General features: G+C 61.6%; 20 protein-coding genes and 2 tRNA genes. 10 read left to right on the forward strand and 12 right to left on the reverse strand.

Annotated features, from left to right (window positions below; translation table 11 throughout):
- Window positions 1-71 precede the first annotated feature (71 nt).
- Window positions 72-2,006, reverse strand: a complete 1,935-nt coding sequence (locus tag ACGYK2_RS11180; protein ID WP_394374304.1) for a DUF6538 domain-containing protein — start codon at window positions 2,004-2,006, stop codon at window positions 72-74.
- A 48-nt stretch (window positions 2,007-2,054) separates the two neighbouring features.
- Window positions 2,055-2,129: transfer RNA gene (locus tag ACGYK2_RS11185), tRNA-Asn, on the reverse strand.
- Window positions 2,130-2,405: 276 nt separating this feature from the next.
- Between ACGYK2_RS11185 and ACGYK2_RS11190 the strand changes: the two genes are divergently transcribed.
- Window positions 2,406-2,795 carry a DoxX family protein gene (locus ACGYK2_RS11190; RefSeq protein WP_271689384.1) on the forward strand — a complete coding sequence of 130 codons (390 nt, stop codon included), beginning with the start codon at window positions 2,406-2,408 and terminating at the stop codon, window positions 2,793-2,795.
- A gap of 62 nt (window positions 2,796-2,857) precedes the next feature.
- On the opposite strand, the gene ACGYK2_RS11195 is transcribed toward ACGYK2_RS11190, so the two are convergent.
- Window positions 2,858-4,444, reverse strand: a complete 1,587-nt coding sequence (locus ACGYK2_RS11195) for a gamma-glutamyltransferase family protein (protein WP_271689383.1) — start codon at window positions 4,442-4,444, stop codon at window positions 2,858-2,860.
- A gap of 587 nt (window positions 4,445-5,031) precedes the next feature.
- A tRNA-Ser gene (locus tag ACGYK2_RS11200) sits at window positions 5,032-5,121 on the reverse strand.
- 435 nt (window positions 5,122-5,556) lie between these two features.
- Here ACGYK2_RS11200 and ACGYK2_RS11205 point away from each other — a divergent pair.
- Entirely contained in the window at window positions 5,557-5,859 is a 303-nt protein-coding gene (locus tag ACGYK2_RS11205) for a hypothetical protein (RefSeq protein ID WP_271689382.1), read from the forward strand.
- An 86-nt stretch (window positions 5,860-5,945) separates the two neighbouring features.
- On the opposite strand, the gene ychF is transcribed toward ACGYK2_RS11205, so the two are convergent.
- Together ychF and ACGYK2_RS11215 are read right to left on the reverse strand one after the other, a co-directional pair.
- Entirely contained in the window at window positions 5,946-7,043 is a 1,098-nt protein-coding gene (gene ychF / locus ACGYK2_RS11210) for a redox-regulated ATPase YchF (RefSeq protein ID WP_271689380.1), read from the reverse strand.
- Between the two features lie 59 nt (window positions 7,044-7,102).
- On the reverse strand, window positions 7,103-7,294 hold the full coding sequence (locus ACGYK2_RS11215; RefSeq protein ID WP_067261693.1) for a hypothetical protein: 192 nt from the start codon (window positions 7,292-7,294) through the stop codon (window positions 7,103-7,105).
- Window positions 7,295-7,450: 156 nt separating this feature from the next.
- Here ACGYK2_RS11215 and trpA point away from each other — a divergent pair, with 156 nt between their 5' ends.
- The 8 genes from trpA (at window position 7,451) to ACGYK2_RS11255 (ending at window position 14,085) form a co-directional block, all read left to right on the forward strand.
- A complete protein-coding gene (gene trpA / locus ACGYK2_RS11220) occupies window positions 7,451-8,242 on the forward strand; it encodes a tryptophan synthase subunit alpha (RefSeq protein WP_271689379.1) in 792 nt (263 codons plus the stop codon).
- A 139-nt stretch (window positions 8,243-8,381) separates the two neighbouring features.
- Window positions 8,382-9,572 (forward strand): alpha-hydroxy acid oxidase, encoded by a 1,191-nt coding sequence (locus tag ACGYK2_RS11225; RefSeq protein WP_067261685.1) that lies wholly within the window; start codon window positions 8,382-8,384, stop codon window positions 9,570-9,572.
- The gene (locus ACGYK2_RS11230) at window positions 9,566-10,183 is read left to right on the forward strand and encodes a hypothetical protein (protein ID WP_271689378.1); all 618 of its coding nucleotides are present in this window, start codon (window positions 9,566-9,568) and stop codon (window positions 10,181-10,183) included. Before ACGYK2_RS11225 ends, ACGYK2_RS11230 begins: the two co-directional genes overlap by 7 nt.
- Window positions 10,184-10,299: 116 nt before the next feature.
- Window positions 10,300-10,953: a 50S ribosomal protein L25/general stress protein Ctc gene (locus ACGYK2_RS11235; protein ID WP_271689377.1), complete on the forward strand. Its 654-nt coding sequence runs from the start codon at window positions 10,300-10,302 to the stop codon at window positions 10,951-10,953.
- Window positions 10,954-11,128: 175 nt separating this feature from the next.
- Window positions 11,129-11,827: an aminoacyl-tRNA hydrolase gene (pth, locus tag ACGYK2_RS11240; RefSeq protein WP_271689376.1), complete on the forward strand. Its 699-nt coding sequence runs from the start codon at window positions 11,129-11,131 to the stop codon at window positions 11,825-11,827.
- A 102-nt stretch (window positions 11,828-11,929) separates the two neighbouring features.
- Window positions 11,930-13,105, forward strand: a complete 1,176-nt coding sequence (locus tag ACGYK2_RS11245) for a serine hydrolase (protein ID WP_271689375.1) — start codon at window positions 11,930-11,932, stop codon at window positions 13,103-13,105.
- Between the two features lie 15 nt (window positions 13,106-13,120).
- A complete protein-coding gene (locus tag ACGYK2_RS11250) occupies window positions 13,121-13,504 on the forward strand; it encodes a DUF2237 family protein (RefSeq protein ID WP_271689374.1) in 384 nt (127 codons plus the stop codon).
- A 2-nt stretch (window positions 13,505-13,506) separates the two neighbouring features.
- The gene (locus tag ACGYK2_RS11255) at window positions 13,507-14,085 is read left to right on the forward strand and encodes a DUF4893 domain-containing protein (protein ID WP_271689373.1); all 579 of its coding nucleotides are present in this window, start codon (window positions 13,507-13,509) and stop codon (window positions 14,083-14,085) included.
- A gap of 15 nt (window positions 14,086-14,100) precedes the next feature.
- Here the strand turns inward: ACGYK2_RS11255 and ACGYK2_RS11260 are convergent, their stop codons facing one another.
- From ACGYK2_RS11260 to ACGYK2_RS11285, 6 genes are all read right to left on the reverse strand, one after another.
- Window positions 14,101-14,634 (reverse strand): LuxR C-terminal-related transcriptional regulator, encoded by a 534-nt coding sequence (locus ACGYK2_RS11260; protein WP_271689372.1) that lies wholly within the window; start codon window positions 14,632-14,634, stop codon window positions 14,101-14,103.
- Between the two features lie 202 nt (window positions 14,635-14,836).
- The gene (locus ACGYK2_RS11265) at window positions 14,837-15,103 is read right to left on the reverse strand and encodes a tryptophan synthase subunit beta (protein WP_271689371.1); all 267 of its coding nucleotides are present in this window, start codon (window positions 15,101-15,103) and stop codon (window positions 14,837-14,839) included.
- A 39-nt stretch (window positions 15,104-15,142) separates the two neighbouring features.
- On the reverse strand, window positions 15,143-15,409 hold the full coding sequence (locus tag ACGYK2_RS11270) for a tryptophan synthase subunit beta (RefSeq protein ID WP_271689370.1): 267 nt from the start codon (window positions 15,407-15,409) through the stop codon (window positions 15,143-15,145).
- 51 nt (window positions 15,410-15,460) lie between these two features.
- The gene (locus ACGYK2_RS11275; RefSeq protein WP_209217424.1) at window positions 15,461-15,709 is read right to left on the reverse strand and encodes a tryptophan synthase subunit beta; all 249 of its coding nucleotides are present in this window, start codon (window positions 15,707-15,709) and stop codon (window positions 15,461-15,463) included.
- A gap of 434 nt (window positions 15,710-16,143) precedes the next feature.
- Window positions 16,144-17,376, reverse strand: coding sequence for a tryptophan synthase subunit beta (trpB, locus tag ACGYK2_RS11280; RefSeq protein ID WP_067263216.1), 1,233 nt, complete (start codon window positions 17,374-17,376; stop codon window positions 16,144-16,146).
- A 98-nt stretch (window positions 17,377-17,474) separates the two neighbouring features.
- Complete coding sequence (locus tag ACGYK2_RS11285; protein WP_271689369.1) at window positions 17,475-19,412, reverse strand: AsmA family protein; 1,938 nt, start codon at window positions 19,410-19,412, stop codon at window positions 17,475-17,477.
- Window positions 19,413-19,440 lie beyond the last annotated feature (28 nt).

Below are 19,440 nucleotides of genomic sequence, written 5' to 3' on the forward strand. Positions count from 1 at the left end.
GGGAAGTGTGTTCACATGGGTCAATTCTCAGTGACAATTTATGGGGCTACCGGGTCAGTTCTCAGTGACAATCAACAACTATGGCGCAGACTGTGGCCATCGAGGCCTTTTGGGTTGCCATCCAGCTGACACTCGCGAAGCTTCCGCCAGTTGTATCTCAGGGCAGACATGAACTTTTTCTTCGCGCTGGTCGGGCGCAGTTCGGGAAACAACAATCTCTCCCCCTTGGACATCATCCTGTCTCGATGCTCCAGCAAACCAAGTTCGAGCAGATGCTCATGGATCGGGATGAGCCGCGCGCTGTGAGCGTTCTTGATCCGGCGCTCTTCATGAGAGCGAATATCAAACCCGTACTGGCCATCGACCTCGACGATCGCATCCACGGTCAGACCTGCGATTTCCTCCATCCGTCCGCCCGAGTACGCGACCATCAGTGGCAAGAAAAACAGTCCGTCCTTGATGACCTCATTACCGCATTCATGCCGCCTGCCGTCACTGCGGCAGCCCTGCCAGACGGGATGCTGGAAGAGCGCATTGATCTCGTCAGGCTGGAAGGCAGAGCGCTTGCTGCGGGCGCGCACATCCTCACGGCGGCGTAGCAGTGAGGGATCAAGGTCAGCATCTACGCCAGACCGCTCGTTGGCCCGTGCATGCTTCAGCACAGCACCAATTTGATCGAGATACGAATTATAAGTCGAGGGCGCGCGGCCCAGCTGTTCGTCTTCAAGCTCCCGCGCTTCGGCCTCAAGATCCGCCCAAGTCAAGAAGGCATCTTTTTTCCGTTTCAAGAAATTAGTCCTGAGGTCTTCAATCCGCTCTTCGAAAATCCGGAAATGATACTGCTCTACCTCGGTGACTGTCTGAACGCCGGTCAGCAAACAGAACGTCTTAACTCGAGAGCGCCGCTGATCGGCGGTTTTGTCGTCCATTTCGCCCTTTGCCTGGGCGATTTTGATGCTGCGTTCACAGGCGCCAGCGATGTCGACACCATAGGGCTGTTTGGCGGGCGAACGGTGCAGCGGTTCATCGCAGTCTCGCGCTGTGTCGAACTGCTCCGTCAATCTTTGGATGGTCAGCGGCTCCTCAGAAAGCTGAACGCCGGGCGTCAGACACGCAGACGTGGTCCTAGCAATCGAATGGTCAGGTTCGATCTGTTTCGCCGCATTGGCAACATTCGTGGGGGGTGCCGTAGTTTCCGGATCAGCGACCTCCTGCATTGGGAAGCCCTCGGACACGGGCTTCGCAATCTCGCGGAGCATGCTCTGGTACGTTTCACGAACGGACACCTGGTCCGTATCGAGGCAGTCCAAAGAGGCAAGGCGCGCCTGCAGATAGACCTCCATGATCTGAGCGCGATGCTCCATCGAACACGGGGTCATTCCTGTGGCGCTGATAAACTCCTCTGCCAGCGCATTTATCGTTTCCCGTGCCGAAAGGGCATGGGCTTCTGCATGGTAGCACCGCATGACGTTCGCCAGCATGTCGGGTGACCATTCCGGATTAACGTGGCTGGGCGGAAACGCTTTCCCAATCCCGTTCTGCAAGAGAGAAACCAATGCGATCCGGAGAGGCTCACGGTTCTCCGGAGATGAAAAACCGGACCGGCCCAAGACCCATTCAAGCCGCCGCTGACGACGTGTTTCCTGAATCGACTGCGTCAACCGCACCTTCATGTACCGGCGCAGCAGATCTTCCGGGATTTCGTCCAAAACAAAGACAAACGCATCCAGCACGCTTTCGAACTCCATGGTTAGTGTCCCAACACATGTAAGCGCAAGATTCGGGTCTTTCGTCCCTAGGGAGATCAAGACGGGCGAACGAGATGTGGATAACCCTGGGATGCGCCGACGAAAATAATACTGTCCGCGTTGACGGTAGAGGTAACTCGAAAGGGGCATGCAATCTCCGGGTTTCGGAGAGCCTGCTTCGATGAGTGAAATGGAGCAGAGGCAACCTGATGTGCAACCTCGTGTGCAACCAAATCTGCCAACTCGGGGAAACAACATCGGAGCCAAACACAAAATGTGTTTATCCTCAGATGCTTGCCAGGAAATTGGCTCCGGCGGTAGGGATCGAACCTACGACCAATTGATTAACAGTCAACTGCTCTACCGCTGAGCTACGCCGGAATGCCTATGTCTGTCTTTCGGGCAACGCCCTCGGACAGCGGCTCTTTAACGCGGGCGGTCCGGGGTGCGCAAGAGCAATTGACCGATTGAAGTGAATTTTTTTCGATTATCTGCAAACGCCCGTGAAATGCGCCCCGCGACACGGTTCGGCACCGGGGGCCGGCATCACAGGTCCGTTACACATCTCCTCCCCCGGCGCTTAGGGCTGGACGGGTTGCGCGGGCTGCGGTTGAAACTGGGCTCGTATGAACAACTCAATGTCCTGAAAGGGAAAACATGACCTTCCTCTCCCCCTACCAGCCGCAGATACTCTCGCTTTTCCGCATCATGTCGGGGCTCTTGGTGCTGCAACATGGCACGACCAAGATCCTTAGCTTTCCAGCCGGGCCGATGAACGGCGTGTCGATCGCCTCGATGGGTGGAATCGCGGGCGTGATCGAATTGGTCTTTGGCGTCTTGCTGGTGATCGGCCTGTTCTCGCGCCTGTCAGCCTTTATCCTGAGCGGCTTGACGGCGGTGGCCTATTTCATCGCGCATATGCCGCAGGGGTTCTTTCCGCTGCTGAATGGCGGTGAACTGGCGGCGCTTTACAGCTTTGGCTTTCTCTACCTCGCAGCCGCCGGGCCGGGGCCGTGGTCGGTCGACGCGATGCGCGGGCAAGGCTGAAAACAAAACGGCATGGCCCTGGAACGGGCCATGCCAAACTCACATGGGCAAAGACGCCCGGATCAGAAACCCGCCGCCTGCCCGTCTTTGCGCGGATCGGACCCGGCGGAATATCCGCCCTCGGGCAGACGCTGCACCAGCTGCGCGCCGCCGAAACCGAAAGCGTTGTCCGGCGCTTCGACATGGACGACATGACCCAAATCGCGCAGCCCTTGCAAAAGCTCGGGCGCCATCGCCGGCTCGCAAGCCACTTCCAGCCCCGACAGAATGCGCCAGCGCGGCGCATCGGCGGCGACCTGAACGTCCTGCCCCCAAAGCTGCGTGCGCAGCAGCAGTTGCATATGACCTTGGGCCTGAATCGGGCCGCCCATCATGCCATAGGCCATCAGGGGCTGGCCGTTCTTCATCGCGAAGCCGGGGATGATCGTATGGAAGGGCCGCTTGCCCCCCGCCACGATATTCTGATGCCCCGGCTCGGTGGTGAAGCCAAAGCCGCGGTTCTGCATCGATACGCCCGTCCCCGGCACCACCACGCCCGAGCCGAAGCCCGCGTAGTTCGACTGGATGAAGCTGACCATCATGCCCGACGCATCCGCCGTGCTCATCAGAACCGTGCCGCCTTGCTTGGGCGCGCCCGCGCCAAAGTCCTGCGCCTTCTCGGTCGAGATCAGCGCGGCGCGGGACTTGAGGTACGCGGGATCGAGCAGCGCCTTTTCGTCGACCTCCGTCATGGCCGTCCGATCCGCCACATAGGCATGCAGATCGCTATAGGCGAGTTTGCAGGCTTCGATCTGCAAATGCACCGCCATCAGGTCGTCTGCGCCATGCGCGCGGATATCGCTATGCTCCAAAATGCCGAGCGCCATTAGCGCGGCGATCCCCTGCCCGTTTGGCGGAATTTCATGCAGTTCCACATCGTCAAAACTTTGGCTGATCGTGCCACACCATTCGGGCTTATTGGCCGCCAGATCCGCCATGGTCATCGCGCCGCCATTGGCCTTGGCATGGGCCACGATCTCTTCGGCGATCTCCCCCTCGTAAAAGGCGCGGCCATTGGTCTCGGCGATCAGCCGCAGGGTGCGTGCGGCGCCGGGGTTGCGGAACCGCTCGCCCGCGCGCGGGGGGCGGCCCTCGGGCAGAAATGTCTCGGCAAAGCCCGGCTGCTTGCCCAAAACCTCGGCCCCGCGCGCCCAGAGCGTCGCGATGGTGGGCGAGACGAGGAAGCCCTCTTCGGCATAGCGGATCGCCGGGGCCAGCACCGTTGCCAGATCAAGCTTGCCGAACTTCTCCATCAATTCGACCCAAGCGCTGACCGCGCCCGGCACGGTGACACTGTCCCAACCATGCTCGACCATGCCATCGGGGAACCGCTCAGGCGACCAAGCCGCAGGCGCGCGGCCCGAGGCGTTGAGCCCATGCAGCTTCTCCCCATCCCACAGGATGCAGAAAGCGTCAGAACCCAGCCCATTGCCCGTAGGCTCCACCACCGTCAGCGCCGCGGCGGTGGCGATCGCCGCATCCACCGCATTGCCCCCCTGCTGCATCATCAAGAGACCGGCCTGCGTGGCCAAAGGTTGAGAGGTCGCGACGACATTGTCGGCAACCACAGGAGATCGGTGGGACGGGTAAATGGGATCGTGACGAAGCATAGCTGTCCTTTGCTTGGGTAAGGCCAGCGGCGCGGTCAAACCGGCCGCCTGCGGCGTTGCCGGCAAAGTGAACGTGAATGCATCTGCATGCAACTGCCCAGCCGGAGAATTCCGCGGGGATAACGTGCTTGTTGGCGGCTTTGTTACCCGCCGCTGCCCGGGGACCTGCGCGCCGTGAGGCGCAGCATCTTGCGGTGGTGGCGGAAACTCCGCTCGCAATGGCCCGGGGTGAAGATCATGACCCAAAGCGCCCAAAGAACGCTCACCTCCCGGTATTGCCACGCCCTTGCACAGAGCGACTGATCGGCATCGGAGAAGATACAATTATGCAGGATGCGAGACCAGTCTCTTACGTTAACCAACATCTGGAACCTCCTTTTCGCTGAGCGATGGGGCGTCTCGCCGCCATCGCCAAGGATCTGGTCCCCCCGGATGTTTAGAATGCTGGCCGAAAATTCTGCCGAGAATAAGGCGGAGGGCTGGTAAGACCGTGCCGGGCAAATGTAACGAAGTTGCAAAGCGGGGGTACGCTAGGGGCGTATGCGATGACGGCCCGGTCGGGGGCGGTGCTATCGTGCAGGTGTGGGTGGCGGAGACGAAGGGATTCGAACCCTCGAGACCCTTCCGGGCCTACTCCCTTAGCAGGGGAGCGCCTTCGACCACTCGGCCACGTCTCCGTCGACCCGTCTAAAGAGGTCGCGCCCGAGGGGCAAGGCGAAATTCGTGGGAAATTCTGCATTTCTTGCGGTGGGTTTCTTTTTCCCGCCCGCTGATCCACCGCGCTGAGACAGGATACTGCGTGATCAACTGTGCTGCTGTGCAGCAGCAGCCATCCCAGCAGCCCCAACCACTGGCATTTCCCTGCCATTTGTCGTGGCTGTAGCAACTTACACGGCAGCGTGAATAACTTGTGAAACAATGCGAGGGATATAGCAACTAACTGAATATATACAGAAAAACAGACCGCAGCCTTCCTCCGAACAAGCAAAACGCCCCGCCCCACCTCCAATCTCGCAACCGCAGCGAAACTTTCACGGCGGAGCGCCCGTTACTTCACCACAAACAATGACATCGCACTGACGCGATTTAAGAGAAACCTGAAGGAACACGCTATGAAACTCATCATGACCACCGCCGCCGCCGCTTTGATCTCCACCGCTGCCGTTGCCGACAACTCCACCCGTCACAACGACATTTTCCTCGACACTTCGGTGAACGCTGACGCAAGCGACGTCTATGGCAACAATGACCGTATGCGGAACCCGCATGCCTCGACCAAGGCGAACGACATCATGCTGAACACCGCCGACACCGACAAGAACCGCGACACCGTGATGAGCACACGCAACGCCCTGCGCAGCCCCGGTGAAGGCTATGTCTACGGTGGCTTTGGCACGGGCAACGACAGCAAGTAAGCTGTTGCCCTAACAAACAAAAAGCCCGGCAGCGCGCGCTGCCGGGCTTTTTACGTGTGCGGAAGCCTTGCCCCCTGCCCCGCTGATCAGGTGTTGAACAAGAAGTGCAGCACGTCGCCGTCTTTGACGATATAGCCCTTGCCTTCAGCCCGCATCTTGCCTGCTTCTTTTGCAGGGCCCTCACCGCCGAGGCTTACGAAATCATCATAGGCGATGGTCTCGGCACGGATGAAACCCTTTTCGAAATCACCGTGGATGACCCCCGCCGCCTTGGGCGCGGAGGTGCCGGACTTGATGGTCCAAGCGCGCGCCTCCTTGGGGCCGACGGTGAAATAAGTCTCTAGGTGCAAAAGCTCATAGCCCGCGCGGATCAGCCGGTCGAGCCCGGCTTCCTTCAGCCCCATTTCTTCAAGGAACATCTCGGCCTCTTCGGCTTCGAGCTGGCTGATCTCTTCCTCGATCTGGGCCGAGATCACCACATGGGAATTGCCCTGTGCGGCGGCCATCTCGGCGACTTTGGCGGAATGTTCGTTGCCTTCGGCGGCCTCGGATTCGCCCACGTTGCAGACGTAAAGCACGGGCTTGGTGGTCAGCAGCTGCAGCATGCGCCAAGCCTTGGCGTCGTCCTCGTCGACCTCGACCACGCGGGCGGGCTTGCCGTCTTCCAGCGCTTCCAGCGCCATGCGCATCAGACGCTCTTGCTGGACCGCTTCCTTGTCACCGCCCCGCACCTTGCGAACGATGTTTTGCAAACGTTTTTCGATGCTCTCAATATCGGCGAGCATCAGTTCGGTGTCGATGGTCTCGGCATCGGCCACGGGGTCAACGCGGCCTTCGACATGGGTCACGTCGCCGTCTTCAAAACAGCGCAGCACATGGGCGATGGCGTCGACTTCGCGGATGTTGGCGAGGAACTGGTTGCCCAAGCCTTCGCCCTTCGACGCACCTTTGACCAGACCGGCGATGTCGACGAATGTCATGCGCGTGGGGATGATGCTTTTCGAACTGGCGATCTCGGCCAGCTTGTCGAGCCGCGCATCGGGCACCGCCACCTCGCCGACATTGGGCTCGATGGTGCAGAACGGAAAATTCGCCGCCTGCGCCGCAGCGGTGCGGGTCAGCGCGTTGAAAAGGGTCGATTTGCCGACGTTCGGCAGACCGACGATGCCCATTTTGAAACCCATGACGATACCCCTATAAAAGCTGCGCGTGTGTTAGGGGTAAGGGCCGCAAAGCGCAAGGCTCAGCGCGCGCGTCGGTCCTGATGCGCCTGATAGATCAGGATCCAAGCCAGCAGGATGAACATCGGATGCGTCAACCCGCCCGAGAAGATGATCGCGGGCAGCCAGATCAGGAAGACCACGATGGACAGGATCGGCCGTCCGATCAGCAGGATCGACAGCGGCGGCAGGAAAAGGGCGAGTACATAATTCATGGCCCATGAGATAGGAGGCTTTGCGCAAAATGGAAGGGCGCGGCGTGCCATAGGCGCCCACCGGAGGCGAATTTTGCCGCCCCCTGCCCCGCGGTGGATTGATTTTCACCGCGACATTCGGCATTGCCGAGGAAAGCACCAAATGAGGCAAGCCACATGACCCGTATCGACGCCAAATTCGAAGACCTCCGCGCCCGCGGCAAAAAGGCGTTTGTCTCCTATGTGATGGCGGGCGACCCGGATTTCGACCGTTCGCTGGAAATCGTGCGCGGCCTGCCTGCTGCCGGGGTCGACATCATTGAGCTTGGCCTGCCCTTCACCGATCCGATGGCCGATGGCCCAACGATCCAGCTTGCCGGTCAACGCGCCCTCGAAGGGGGCATGACGCTGAACCGCACGCTGGAAATGGTCCGCGCCTTCCGCGAGAATGACGACACGACACCCATCGTGCTGATGGGCTATTACAACCCGATCTATTCCATGGGCGTCGAAAACTTCCTGAAAGAGGCCAAAGACGCCGGGATCGACGGGTTGATCGTGGTCGACTTGCCGCCCGAAGAAGACATCGAGCTTTGCCTGCCCGCGCAGGACGCCGGGTTGAACTTTATCCGCCTCGCCACACCCACGACAGACGACAAGCGCCTGCCGCGCGTGGTGCAGAACACCTCCGGCTTCGTCTATTATGTCTCGATCACCGGCATCACCGGCTCGGCCGAAGCCAATGCCGCGGACGTCTCGCCCGAGGTGGCGCGCATCCAAAAGGCCAGCGGCCTGCCCGTCATCGTGGGCTTTGGCGTGAACACGCCCGAGAAAGCCCGCGCCATCGCCGAAGTGGCCGACGGTGTGGTGATCGGCTCGGCCATCGTAAGCCGGATCGCCAATGGCGACAGCGCAAAGGATGTGCTGGGCTTTGTGAAGTCACTGGCCGACGGGGCGCATTCAGCGTAACCCCCCTCTCCCTGGGAATCGACCCCAAGCCCGCGCTGCCCCACTGGCCGCGCGGGCTTTTTCGTTGCCGCAGCCTTCCCAATTGCCAAGCCCCCCACCAGTTGCTACCAAAAGTTAACCCATTCAGCACAGGTGGCCCATGCCCGTCATCACCAGCATCGACGATCTCAAACGTATCTACAAACGCCGCGTCCCGCAGATGTTCTACGACTACGCGGAATCGGGCAGCTGGACCGAGCAGACTTTCCGTGAGAATTGCAGCGATTTTGACCAAATCCGCCTGCGCCAGAGGGTCGCCGTGGATATGTCGGGGCGCAGCACGGCGACGCAGATGATCGGCGAGGACGTGGCCATGCCGGTGGCCCTCGCCCCCGTGGGCCTGACGGGGATGCAATGTGCCGACGGGGAAATCAAAGCCGCGCGCGCAGCCGAAGCCTTTGGCGTGCCCTTCACCCTGTCGACCATGTCCATCAACTCCATCGAAGACGTGGCAGAGGCGACGACGAAACCCTTTTGGTTTCAACTCTATACCATGCGCGATCAGGATTATGTCAGCCGCCTGATCCAGCGCGCGAAGGACGCGAACTGCTCGGCCCTCGTCATCACGCTTGATCTGCAAATCCTCGGACAGCGCCACAAAGACCTGAAAAACGGCCTTTCCGCCCCGCCCAAACTGACGGTCAAAACACTCGCCAACCTTGCCACCAAATGGGGCTGGGGGCGCGAGATGCTGGGCGCGAAGCGGCGGCATTTCGGCAATATCGTGGGCCATGTGCATGGGGTCACCGACAACGCCGACCTTGGTGCTTGGACGGCGGAGCAGTTCGATCCCTCTCTCGATTGGGACAAGATTGCCAAGATCAAAGAGCAATGGGGCGGCAAGGTCATCCTCAAGGGCATTCTGGATGCCGAGGATGCGCGCATGGCACTGAAAGTCGGGGCCGATGCGATCATCGTCAGCAACCACGGCGGGCGGCAGCTCGATGGGGCGCTAAGCTCGATCCGTATGCTGCCAGAGATCCTCGACGCGGTGGGCGACCAGATCGAAGTGCATCTCGATGGCGGTATCCGCTCGGGTCAGGACGTCCTCAAAGCCATGGCCATGGGGGCCAAGGGCACCTACATCGGGCGCGCCTTCATCTATGGGCTGGGCGCGATGGGGCAGCCGGGCGTGACCCGCGCGCTGGAGGTGATCCACCGCGAGTTGGATCTGACCATGGCGCTCTGCGGAGAGACGCAAATCGCCAACCTCGGGCGGCACAACCTGCTGATCCCGCGCAACTTTGGCGGTGATTGGCAGGAACGGCCGCGCGATCCGGGCACATGCTGATCTTTCTCAGCCGCGACCTTACCTTTCTCGCCACGCCAAAAACCGGGACCACCGCTGTCGAAATGGCGCTGAAGCCCGAGGCCGAGATCATCTTTTCGCGGGGGCGCAAACATCTGACGGCCCTGCGTTATCGGCGGCGCGTTCTGCCCTTTTTGCAGGAAACCTTCTCGGCCTCCCCCGAGGCTTTGGCGGTGATGCGCAACCCTGTCGAGCAAATCCGAAGCTGGTATCGCTACCGCAGCCAGCCCCGGCTGGATGGCAAACCGCTCAGCACCAAGGGGCTGAGCTTCGAGGACTTCGCGCTTGAAGTCATTTCCGACACGCCCCCGCCCCGCGCGCAGATCGGCAGCCAGTTTTCCTTTCTGACCTCTGACCGTGAAGACCTGCTGGTCGAGCACCTCTTCGCCTATGAACGCCAACCGGCCTTTCGCGATTTTCTGGCCGAAAGACTGGGGCGGGAGGTCAAGCTCAAGCCCAAGAACGTCTCACCCGATCTGCCCGCGCCCCTGTCGCAGGAGGTCGAATCCCGCCTGCGCGCCGCACGCGCCAAGGAGTTCGCCCTCTATGACCGGCTTATGGCGGCGGACGGCTATCTGCGCACGCCGCAGTAATAGCGCCGCCCCGGCCCTTTTGCCCTTTCCAGCCGGGCAAAACCGGTCTATACGCGCGGCTTCACGCGGGAATACAGCCTTGGAGGATTCCCGCCCTAACAAATTTGGAGACTAAAATGGCCGGAGAGATTCCTGATCTTGAAGCCCAGGTACGCGCGGGGACAGGCAAGGGCGCCGCTCGCCAAGCACGTCGTGACGGCATGGTTCCTGGTATCGTATTTGGTGGCGACAAAGAGCCGCTGCCGATCAACATCCCCTTCAACAAGCTGCTGACCAAGCTGCGCGCAGGCCGCTTCAAAGCGACCCTGTTCAACCTCAAGGTTGAAGGCCACGACGACGTTCGTGTGATCTGCCGCGACGTTCAGCGCCACGTTGTCAAGGACCTGCCCACGCACATCGACCTGATGCGCCTCAAGCGGACCACCAAGATCAACCTGTTCATCAACGTCGACGTCAAAGGCGAAGAAGAATGCCCCGGCCTGAAAAAGGGTGGCGTGCTCACTCTGGTCCGTCCGGAAGTTGAACTGGTCGTCACCGCCGCGGACATCCCCGAGCATGTGACCGTCGACATCACCGGCCTCGAAATCGGCGACAGCGCGACCATCAGCCGCGTCGACCTGCCCGAGGGTGTGAAACCCACGATCGACCGCGACTTCGTCGTCGCCACGATCTCTGCACCTGCTGGTCTGGCCGCGTCGGATGACGACGATGACGACACGGCAGCGGACGAAGTGCCGACAACCGAAATGGGCCCGCCCGACGGTGAATAATAGCGCGCCGCAAGGCTGTGCTGAAACGGGGTCGCATCGCGCGGCCCCGTTTTGCGTTTGGGGCCCGATTTCTTTCAAAGAAATCGCCCCGGAAATTCTAAAAATTTCCGGCGACCTTGGGGACATTCTCCCGCCCCGCTTGTTAAGATAGGCGAAACCAAAGGAGACCTCGCCCATGAAACTGATCGTCGGCCTCGGCAATCCGGGCGCGAAATATGCCCGCAACCGTCACAACATCGGCTTCATGGCGCTGGACCGCATTGCCGATGACCACGGGTTTTCCCCGTGGAAGGGCAAGTTTCAGGGCAGCGTCAGCGAGGGGCGTTTCGGCTCTGACCGGGCGGTGCTGCTCAAGCCCGAAACCTTTATGAACAACTCCGGCCAATCGGTTCAGGCGGCGATGAAGTTCTACAAGATCGACCCCGCTGATGTGATTGTTTTTCATGACGAATTGGACCTCGCCCCCGGTAAGGTCAAATGCAAGACCGGCGGCGGCCATGCAGGCCACAACGGGCTGCGTTCGATCCACGCGCATATCGGGGCGGACTATGACCGTGTGCGCATGGGCATCGGCCACCCCGGCCATAAGGACGCGGTGGCGGGCTATGTGCTGCGCGACTTCCCCAAAGCAGACGAAGGTTGGCTGGACGATGTGCTGCGCGGCGTCTCGGACGGGGCGGCGGATCTTGCACGGGGCGACACTGGCCGTTTCATGAATGCCGTGGCGCTGCGCGTGGCCCCGCCCCGCTCGGGCACCGGCAGCAAGGGGCCTAAGAAACCCACCGAAGCCCAGCCAAAGCCCGCCCCCAGCAAACCCGAGCCGGAGGCAGAGCCCCAATCGCCGCTGCAAAAGCTGATGGACCGCTTCCGCTGACGCTTTCGGCCTCACGCCCCTGCTGACGCCCCTCCTGACGCAATGTCGGGCTGGCCCCCGCCCCCGCGCCGTGGTTCACTGTGGGCCAACAGGGGGGATATCATGCGTACATTCGGAAAATGGCTGGGCCGGGTCTTGCTGGCGCTTTTGTTGGCGGCCATCGTCATCGGCCTTTGGAAGCGGGAAGAGATCGAACGGCTCTTGGCGGTGAACTCTCTCTTCTCCGAAGAGAAGATCGTGCACAACTTCAGCCATATGGACGGTGCTTTCCTCTCCGCCCCCGTTTCGCGCGGGGACGGGCTGACGACCGAGCTTCCCTATGGCCCCGAAACCGAACTGCCCGAGGCGGTGGACGACTGGATCGCGGCGCGGGACGTGACCGCGTTGGTGGTGCTGAAAGACGGCGCCATCGTCTATGAGAACTATTTCAAAGGCACCGGCCCCGAGGACCGCCGCATCAGCTGGTCGGTGGCGAAAAGCTATCTTTCGGCGCTGGTGGGCATCCTTCTGGAGGAGGGCCAGATCGCATCCCTCGACGATCCGGTGACCAAATATGCCCCCAGCCTGAAGGGCAGCGCCTATGACGGGGCCAGTCTGCGCAACGTGCTGCATATGGCCAGCGGCGTCACCTTTGACGAAGATTATCTGGACTACGATTCAGACATCAACCGCATGGGCCGGGTGGTGGCGCTTGGCGGCGAGCTCGACGATTTTACCGCCGAATTGTCCGAGACCTTCACCGCGCCGGGCAGCCAGTGGCAATATGTGTCGATCGACACCCATGTGATCGGCATGGTGGTGCGTGGTGCCACCGGGCGCAGCGTGCCCGAGTTGCTGAGCGAGAAGGTCATCGCGCCGTTGGGGCTGGAACATGCGCCCTATTACATCGTCGATGGCTCCGGCACCGCCTTCGTGCTCGGGGGCCTCAATATGACCACGCGCGACTATGCCCGTTTCGGCCAGATGTTCGCCCAAGGTGGGCAATGGAACGGCCAGCAAATCGTGCCCGAAGACTGGGTAACAGAATCAACCAGCCCCACCGCCCCCACCGCCGAGGGCCGCATCGGCTATGGCTACCAATGGTGGATCCCGCAGGGCGCGCCCGAGGGGGAATATATGGCGCGCGGCATCTATGGGCAGTACATCTATGTCGACAGCGCCCGTGATGTGGTCATCGCCACCAATGCCGCCGACCGCAAATTCCGTGAGGCGGGGGTGGCGGAACAAAACATCGAGATTTTCCGCCAGATCGCGGCCTCACTCGACGAGGAAAGCTGAGACAGAAAGGAAGCCATGACCCCGGACGACAGCATCAACGTTCTGAACCAGCCCCTCGCCATCTGCGGGACCGATCCGGTCACGGGCTTTTTCCGCGATGGCCATTGCAACACCTGCGCGCAGGATCAGGGCAGCCATACGGTCTGCGCGGTGATGACGGCGGAGTTTCTGGCCTATTCGAAATATGTCGGCAATGACCTCAGCACCCCGCGCCCCGAGTTTGGCTTTGCCGGGCTGAAGCCGGGCGACGCATGGTGCCTCTGTGCCGCGCGGTTCCTGCAAGCCGCGGATGAGGGCTGCGCCCCGCGGGTGCATCTGGCCGCCACGCATCTGCGCGCGCTCGATATCGTGCCGCTGGAGGTGCTGCGCGACCATGCCATCGACCCCAGCGAGGATTAACCATGCGCCTGCGCCTCTTGCCCCTCCTGCTGCTTCTGCCCGTCACCGCTTGGGCGGAAACCACCCTGCGCCCCGTCGATAGCGCCCGGTTAGAGACCTTCGACGCCGCCTTTGGCGTCGCCATGATGCAAGCGCTGAACGGGGGCGACGCGGGGGATGTGGCGATCTTGACCCGCGCGCTCTCTGGGCAACCTCAGGTCGCATTCTCCGCCGATTTGCAGGGCGATTGGTCTTGCCGCACGATCAAGCTGGGCGGGATCAGCCCGCTTGTGGCCTATAGCCCGTTCAAATGCCGCTTTACCGCCAGCAATCGCGGTTTCACCTTTGAAAAACTCACCGGATCACAGCTCACCAAGGGCGAGATTACCCTGCGCGAAGGCCGCGCGATCTATGCCGGGGTGGGCTATGTCCGGGGCGAAACGCCGCCCGATTATGCCGATCTGCCCGAAGATTTCACCTCAGGCGGCAAAGTACAAAGCGACGTGGCCGTGTTCCAGCGGGTCAGCCCCACCCGCGCGCGGCTGTTGTTCCCGTCACCGGCAGTGGAAAGCGATTTCGATATTCTGGAACTGACGCGCTAAGGCGCCACGCCGCCCTTAGGCCGCGTGGCAGAGTTGCAGTTTCGACTTGGGACGCGGCATCAGGGAATCGTCCATCAAGTCTTCGATAAAGGTGCTGAGAAGCTGGGTCCGCCCGGTCACGCCCGCCTTGCGGTAAATCGCATTGGTCTGCGCCTTTACGGTGCCTTCGGACGTGCCGCGCATCTCGGCAATATCGCGTGTATTCAAACCCTTGGTGAGAAAAATCGCCACGTCCCGCTCTGCCGGGGTGAGGTGCCATTCGCGAAAGTGTTCTTCGAGCACATCGGCGAATTCCACCGTACAATGACGCAGCGCCGTCTCTGCCCGCTCGGCCCGCTGGAGGCTCATCCGCAGTGCCATCCAGCCCAGAACGACCCCGAGAATCAGACCCAAAACCTGAATGCCCTTGTTCGGCCCAATGTCGGCCAGCGGGGTGCCGAAAAGCGTCACGCCGCGCCCCTCCAGTGCAAAAACGAGCACGAAATAGACAGTGGCGTTGAACTGTAGAGCGGCGATAACCCACAGTGCGATCTTTTTCTTATTATTCATGGTGAAGCCTTGCCTTGGTGTTCGCCGTATTTAACCGCGGCGGACCGAAGTGCAAGGGATGGCGGGCATGCGCCCTGATCAACCCTTAGTGATTTGGCACCCGCCCCGGGGGGCGAGTACATTCTCTTGAGGCCAGTTCAGGGTTGCTTGGCTGGCCGGAAGACTGTTTTACCGCAATGCCTTAGCAGGCATCGAGCCGAACTCAGTGCGGGAAACGGTTCACTTTCTCGGCGTCTTGCGCGGCGGGGAAGACGGTGACGGTCACGTCGGATGTGTCTTCTGCGCGGAAGGTGCCGCTGTTAAAGATGTCCAGCTTCACATTGTCGACCGCGTCGTTGCGGCTGGAGTAGGAAACGCCTGCATCAGCTTTGTCATTATAGCCGATTTGCTGGCCTTCCATGCCCTGTGCGAAAGCGGCGGAGCCTGCTGTGGCAAGGATCAGGGCGGTGGTTGCGAGTGTCTTTTTCATGTCGTGTCCTTTCGGGGGAAAGTGAGTGGCGCGCGGCGATCAGCGCGGGAAACGGTTGACCGAAGCGTCGCTCTGCGCGGTCGGGAAGACGGTGATGGTCACGTCGGACAGGTCTTCGGCGCGCAGGATGCCTTCTTTGAAGACTTCCAGCTTGGTCTCGTCCACGGCTTCGCTGCGGCTGGAGTAGGAAACGCCATTGTCGGTCTTGTCGTTATAGCCGATGCGCTGGCCTTCCATGCCTTGAGCGAAAGCAGCAGTGCTTGCGGTGGCGAGGATCAGTGCGGTTGTTGCGAGTGTCTTTTTCATCGTTTTAGCCTTTCGGGGGAGAAAGTTAGGGGGAGGAGCCGTGGCCCGCGTTTAGCGGACGAAACGGCCATCTTCTTGTGCGTCTTGTGTGGTGACGAATACGGTCGCTGTCGCCTCGGCAGGTGTTTCGGCGCGCAGGTCGTCAAAGCTCAGAGCGTCGGAAGTGACGTTGCGTGTCGAATAGGCGGCGTCTGCGTTATCTGCGGTATAGCCGACCTGCTGGCCTTCCATGCCCTGTGCGAAGGCGGCGGTGCCTGCTGTGGCAAGGATCAGTGTGGCGGTTGCGAATGCGTTTTTCATGTCGTGTTCCTTTCAGTCCCGGGTTGGGTTGCGAGCCGCTCATCGGTGACGCGGCGTCGTTGGGATGACAGGAAAAAGGGCATTCGAGGGGGGATTGGCTATCTGCCGCGGGTTTAAATCGTCCGATCTAAACCCCTGTAAGAGCGTCGTAAACTTTGGTTTACGAAGCCAATCGGGCGCTAAATACGGGGGTGGATTGCCTTAGCGTCAAGCCTGCAAGGGCGAAACGGGGTTTCGCGGGCAGGCGCGCGGGCTGCAACGAAAGGCTAGCCGGTCTTTTCGCGATGTGAAAGTTTTTTCGCGCTTTTTCGGCAAAGAACTTTGGCCCCTGCCCAAAGTTTATGCGCAAATCACATACCGCGCGTTGTCGCATAAAAAACGGGCCCGCGTTTTCACGCGGCCCCGTCAAACTCGACTCGGATTCGGATGGGAATTTAGGCGAATTCACCCATGTCGAAGTCCAATGCGCGGGCAACGGTGAAGATGTCCTTGTCGCCCCGGCCACACATGTTCATCACCAGCAGGTGATCCTTGGGCAGTTCCGGCGCGATCTTGAGTACATGCGCCAGCGCGTGGCTCGGCTCAAGCGCCGGGATGATCCCTTCAAGCGCGCAGCACAGCTGGAACGCCTCCAGCGCCTCGCGGTCGGTGATCGAGACATATTGCGCCCGGCCGATGTCATGCAGCCAGGAATGCTCGGGGCCAATGCCGGGATAGTCCAGCCCGGCAGAGATCGAATAACCCTCAAGGATCTGCCCGTCGTCGTCCTGCAACAGGTAGGTACGGTTGCCATGCAGCACGCCCGGACGCCCACCGGTGAGCGAGGCGCAATGCTCCATCTTCTCGTCCACGCCCTTGCCGCCGGCCTCGACGCCGATGATGTTCACCGATTTGTCGTCGAGGAAGGGGTAGAACAGGCCCATGGCGTTGGAGCCCCCGCCGATGGCGGCGATCACCGTGTCGGGCAGACGGCCCTCGGCCTCTTCCATCTGGGTGCGGACTTCCTTGCCGATGATCGACTGAAAGTCGCGGACCATCGCCGGATAGGGGTGCGGCCCGGCCACGGTGCCGATGCAATAGAAGGTGTCGCGCACGTTGGTCACCCAGTCGCGCAGCGCGTCGTTCATCGCGTCTTTCAGCGTGCCGCGGCCGGAGGTCACCGGGACCACCTCGGCGCCCAGAAGACGCATGCGGAAGACGTTGGGGGCCTGACGTTCAACATCATGCGCGCCCATGTAGACCACGCATTTCAGACCGAACTTGGCGCAGACCGTCGCCGTGGCCACACCGTGCTGGCCCGCGCCGGTCTCGGCGATGATGCGCTTCTTGCCCATGCGGCGGGCGAGGATGATCTGCCCCAGCACGTTGTTGATCTTATGCGCGCCGGTGTGGTTCAACTCGTCGCGCTTCATATAGACCTTGGCACCGCCCAGATGCTCGGTCAGCCGCTCGGCGTGATAGAGCGGACTGGGGCGGCCGACGTAATGGGTCCAGAGGTCGTGCATCTCGGCCCAGAAACTGTCGTCGGTCTTGGCCTTCTCATATTGTTCTTCCAGCTCAAGAATGAGCGGCATCAGCGTTTCCGAGACAAAGCGCCCGCCGAAATCGCCGAAACGGCCCTGTTCGTCGGGGCCGGTCATGAAGCTGTTGAAAAGATCGTTGGCCATTGCGCCTCTCCTAGAATGTCGCGTCAGCCTTACCGCAGCCCGCCCGCCTACGCCACCATGAGTTTCGCCAAGCGGCGGCAGGGGGCGGTGTGGGGCGGCTAGTCGAACAGTTTGAACAACTCGCGTCTGACCGCATTCTCCAACTCATCCTTCACGATATCCTCGGTCGAGCGGGTGTCGTCGGGTGCGATGTTCAATTCCTCCTGTATTTTCTGGCGCACCACTTCTTCGGCCTGCTGCTTTTCTTCGGCAAAGTTCAGATCAATCGCGGCGCGCAGGTCGGCCTTGATCTCAGGCTCAGCCCAAGGCCCCCTGATCCGCACCGGCACCGCCAGCCCACCGCGCGACGCATTGACGCGCAGCGCCTTGGGCGTGACCGTATAATCCAGCCTCTGCGCCCCCAGATCGACCTGCCCTGCCCCCGTCGCGTTGAAATTCGGCAGCAGCATCAGCAGATCGTCGTTGCGCAAGACGCCCTTGGCGATCTCGAACGTCGCTTGGACGGAATCGAACACCGTGCTGCCGCCTTCGGCATCGACGGAGCCAAGCAGCGCGTCCAAGTCGATCCCCGCAATCGTGCCGCGCCCCATGGACAGCGCGCCAGAGCCGCTGAGCGAGCGCATGATCGCGTCAATGGACTGCCCCACCCCGAGGAACGACAGTTCGGCATCGCCCGCCCCGGTAAAGCGCGTCACCCCGGCGGTATCCTCTAGCAGGTCGCGCATCTGCACGTTCTGCGCTTGCAGCCTGCCGCCCACGGACAGGCCATCGCGGTTGTTCATCACAAACTCCCCCGCGACCTTGCCGCCATAGGCGTTCATATCCTGCAGATCAAAGACCATTCGCGCGCGCTCATTGCGCAGCACGGCACGGGTGGGGCCAAGGTCGAGCTGCCCCAGATCGACGCTTCCCGCGCTCAGGGCGATGTTCCCGTCAAAAGCCGCGAGCCAATCGGCGTTGATCTCTTGCCGTGACCAGCCCTCTGTCTCCGCCGTAGCGGTGCTATCGGCACCTGCGGCCTGACCCGTTTCCTCGGACAGGGCCGAAAGGTCCAGCGCCCCGGTCCGCAGGTTTGCGGTGATCCGCGGCCTGCCGTTCAGGGCCAGATCGGCCTGCCCGGCCAGACTGTTGCCGCCCAAATCCACCGCGAGATTGCGCAGCGACAGACGCCGATCCGCCGTCAGGGTCAGCCCAGATCGCAGATCGACCGACCGGCCCAAACCGCGTGGCAGCGTCACAGCGCCCGCGCCGAGCGACGCCAGAAACCGCACCGTATCGGGGCTGTCGATCCGAATATCCCCCGCCAGCGCCCCGTTGAGCGCGCCGCGCCCGTCGAACAGGGCTTCACCCCCGCCCGTCGTAACCTCCGCCCGCAGCGGCTGCACGCCGCCCTCCAGAAAATCCGCAAATCCTTCGATCCGCGCAGCAAGCTGAACCGGCTCGCTCGCTGGCGCCATGCTGGCGGTGATCTCCGCCGCCCCGCCCCGCTCGGGCCAGTCCAGCGCCAGATCGACACCGTCGTAGCGCAGCACATCCGCCCCTTCCGCGTCATAGATCAGCGTGGCATCGGTTACCGTGAGTTTCTGAATGCTTAGTGGCCGCCGGTTAGCGTTCGGCGCGCTCTCGGTTTCCAACCGCGCGCCGCTGGCGCTGTCGGTGAACTGCCAACTCGCCCGCCCATCAAGGCGTTGCTCCAACCGGATCACCGGACTTTGCGCCGCGATATTGGTGATCCGTATCTCACCACGCAAAAGCGCGCCCGCATCCACCCCAATCGCCGCATTGGCCGCCGTCAGCAGCGCGCCCTTGTCGGTCCAATCGGCATTGCCGACCTCAAGCCCGCCCGCGGTCACCCCCAGCACCGGCCAGAGCGTCACGCCCACATCGCCGGTGATCGACACCTCCCGCCCGGTCATCCGGCTGAGTTGCTCACTGGCGATCCGCGCGATCCGTTCGCCGGGCAGCAGGAACAGCGCCCCCAGCATGATCACGACGATCAGCAACAGCGCGCCGATGACCCGTATAATCCATCTCATGGCTCTCTCCTCCTGCCCGGCGGCTCTT

It is taken from the genome of Sulfitobacter sp. 1A10359, assembly GCF_043558145.1.
In the GTDB taxonomy this organism is placed as follows: Bacteria; Pseudomonadota; Alphaproteobacteria; order Rhodobacterales; family Rhodobacteraceae; genus Sulfitobacter; species Sulfitobacter faviae.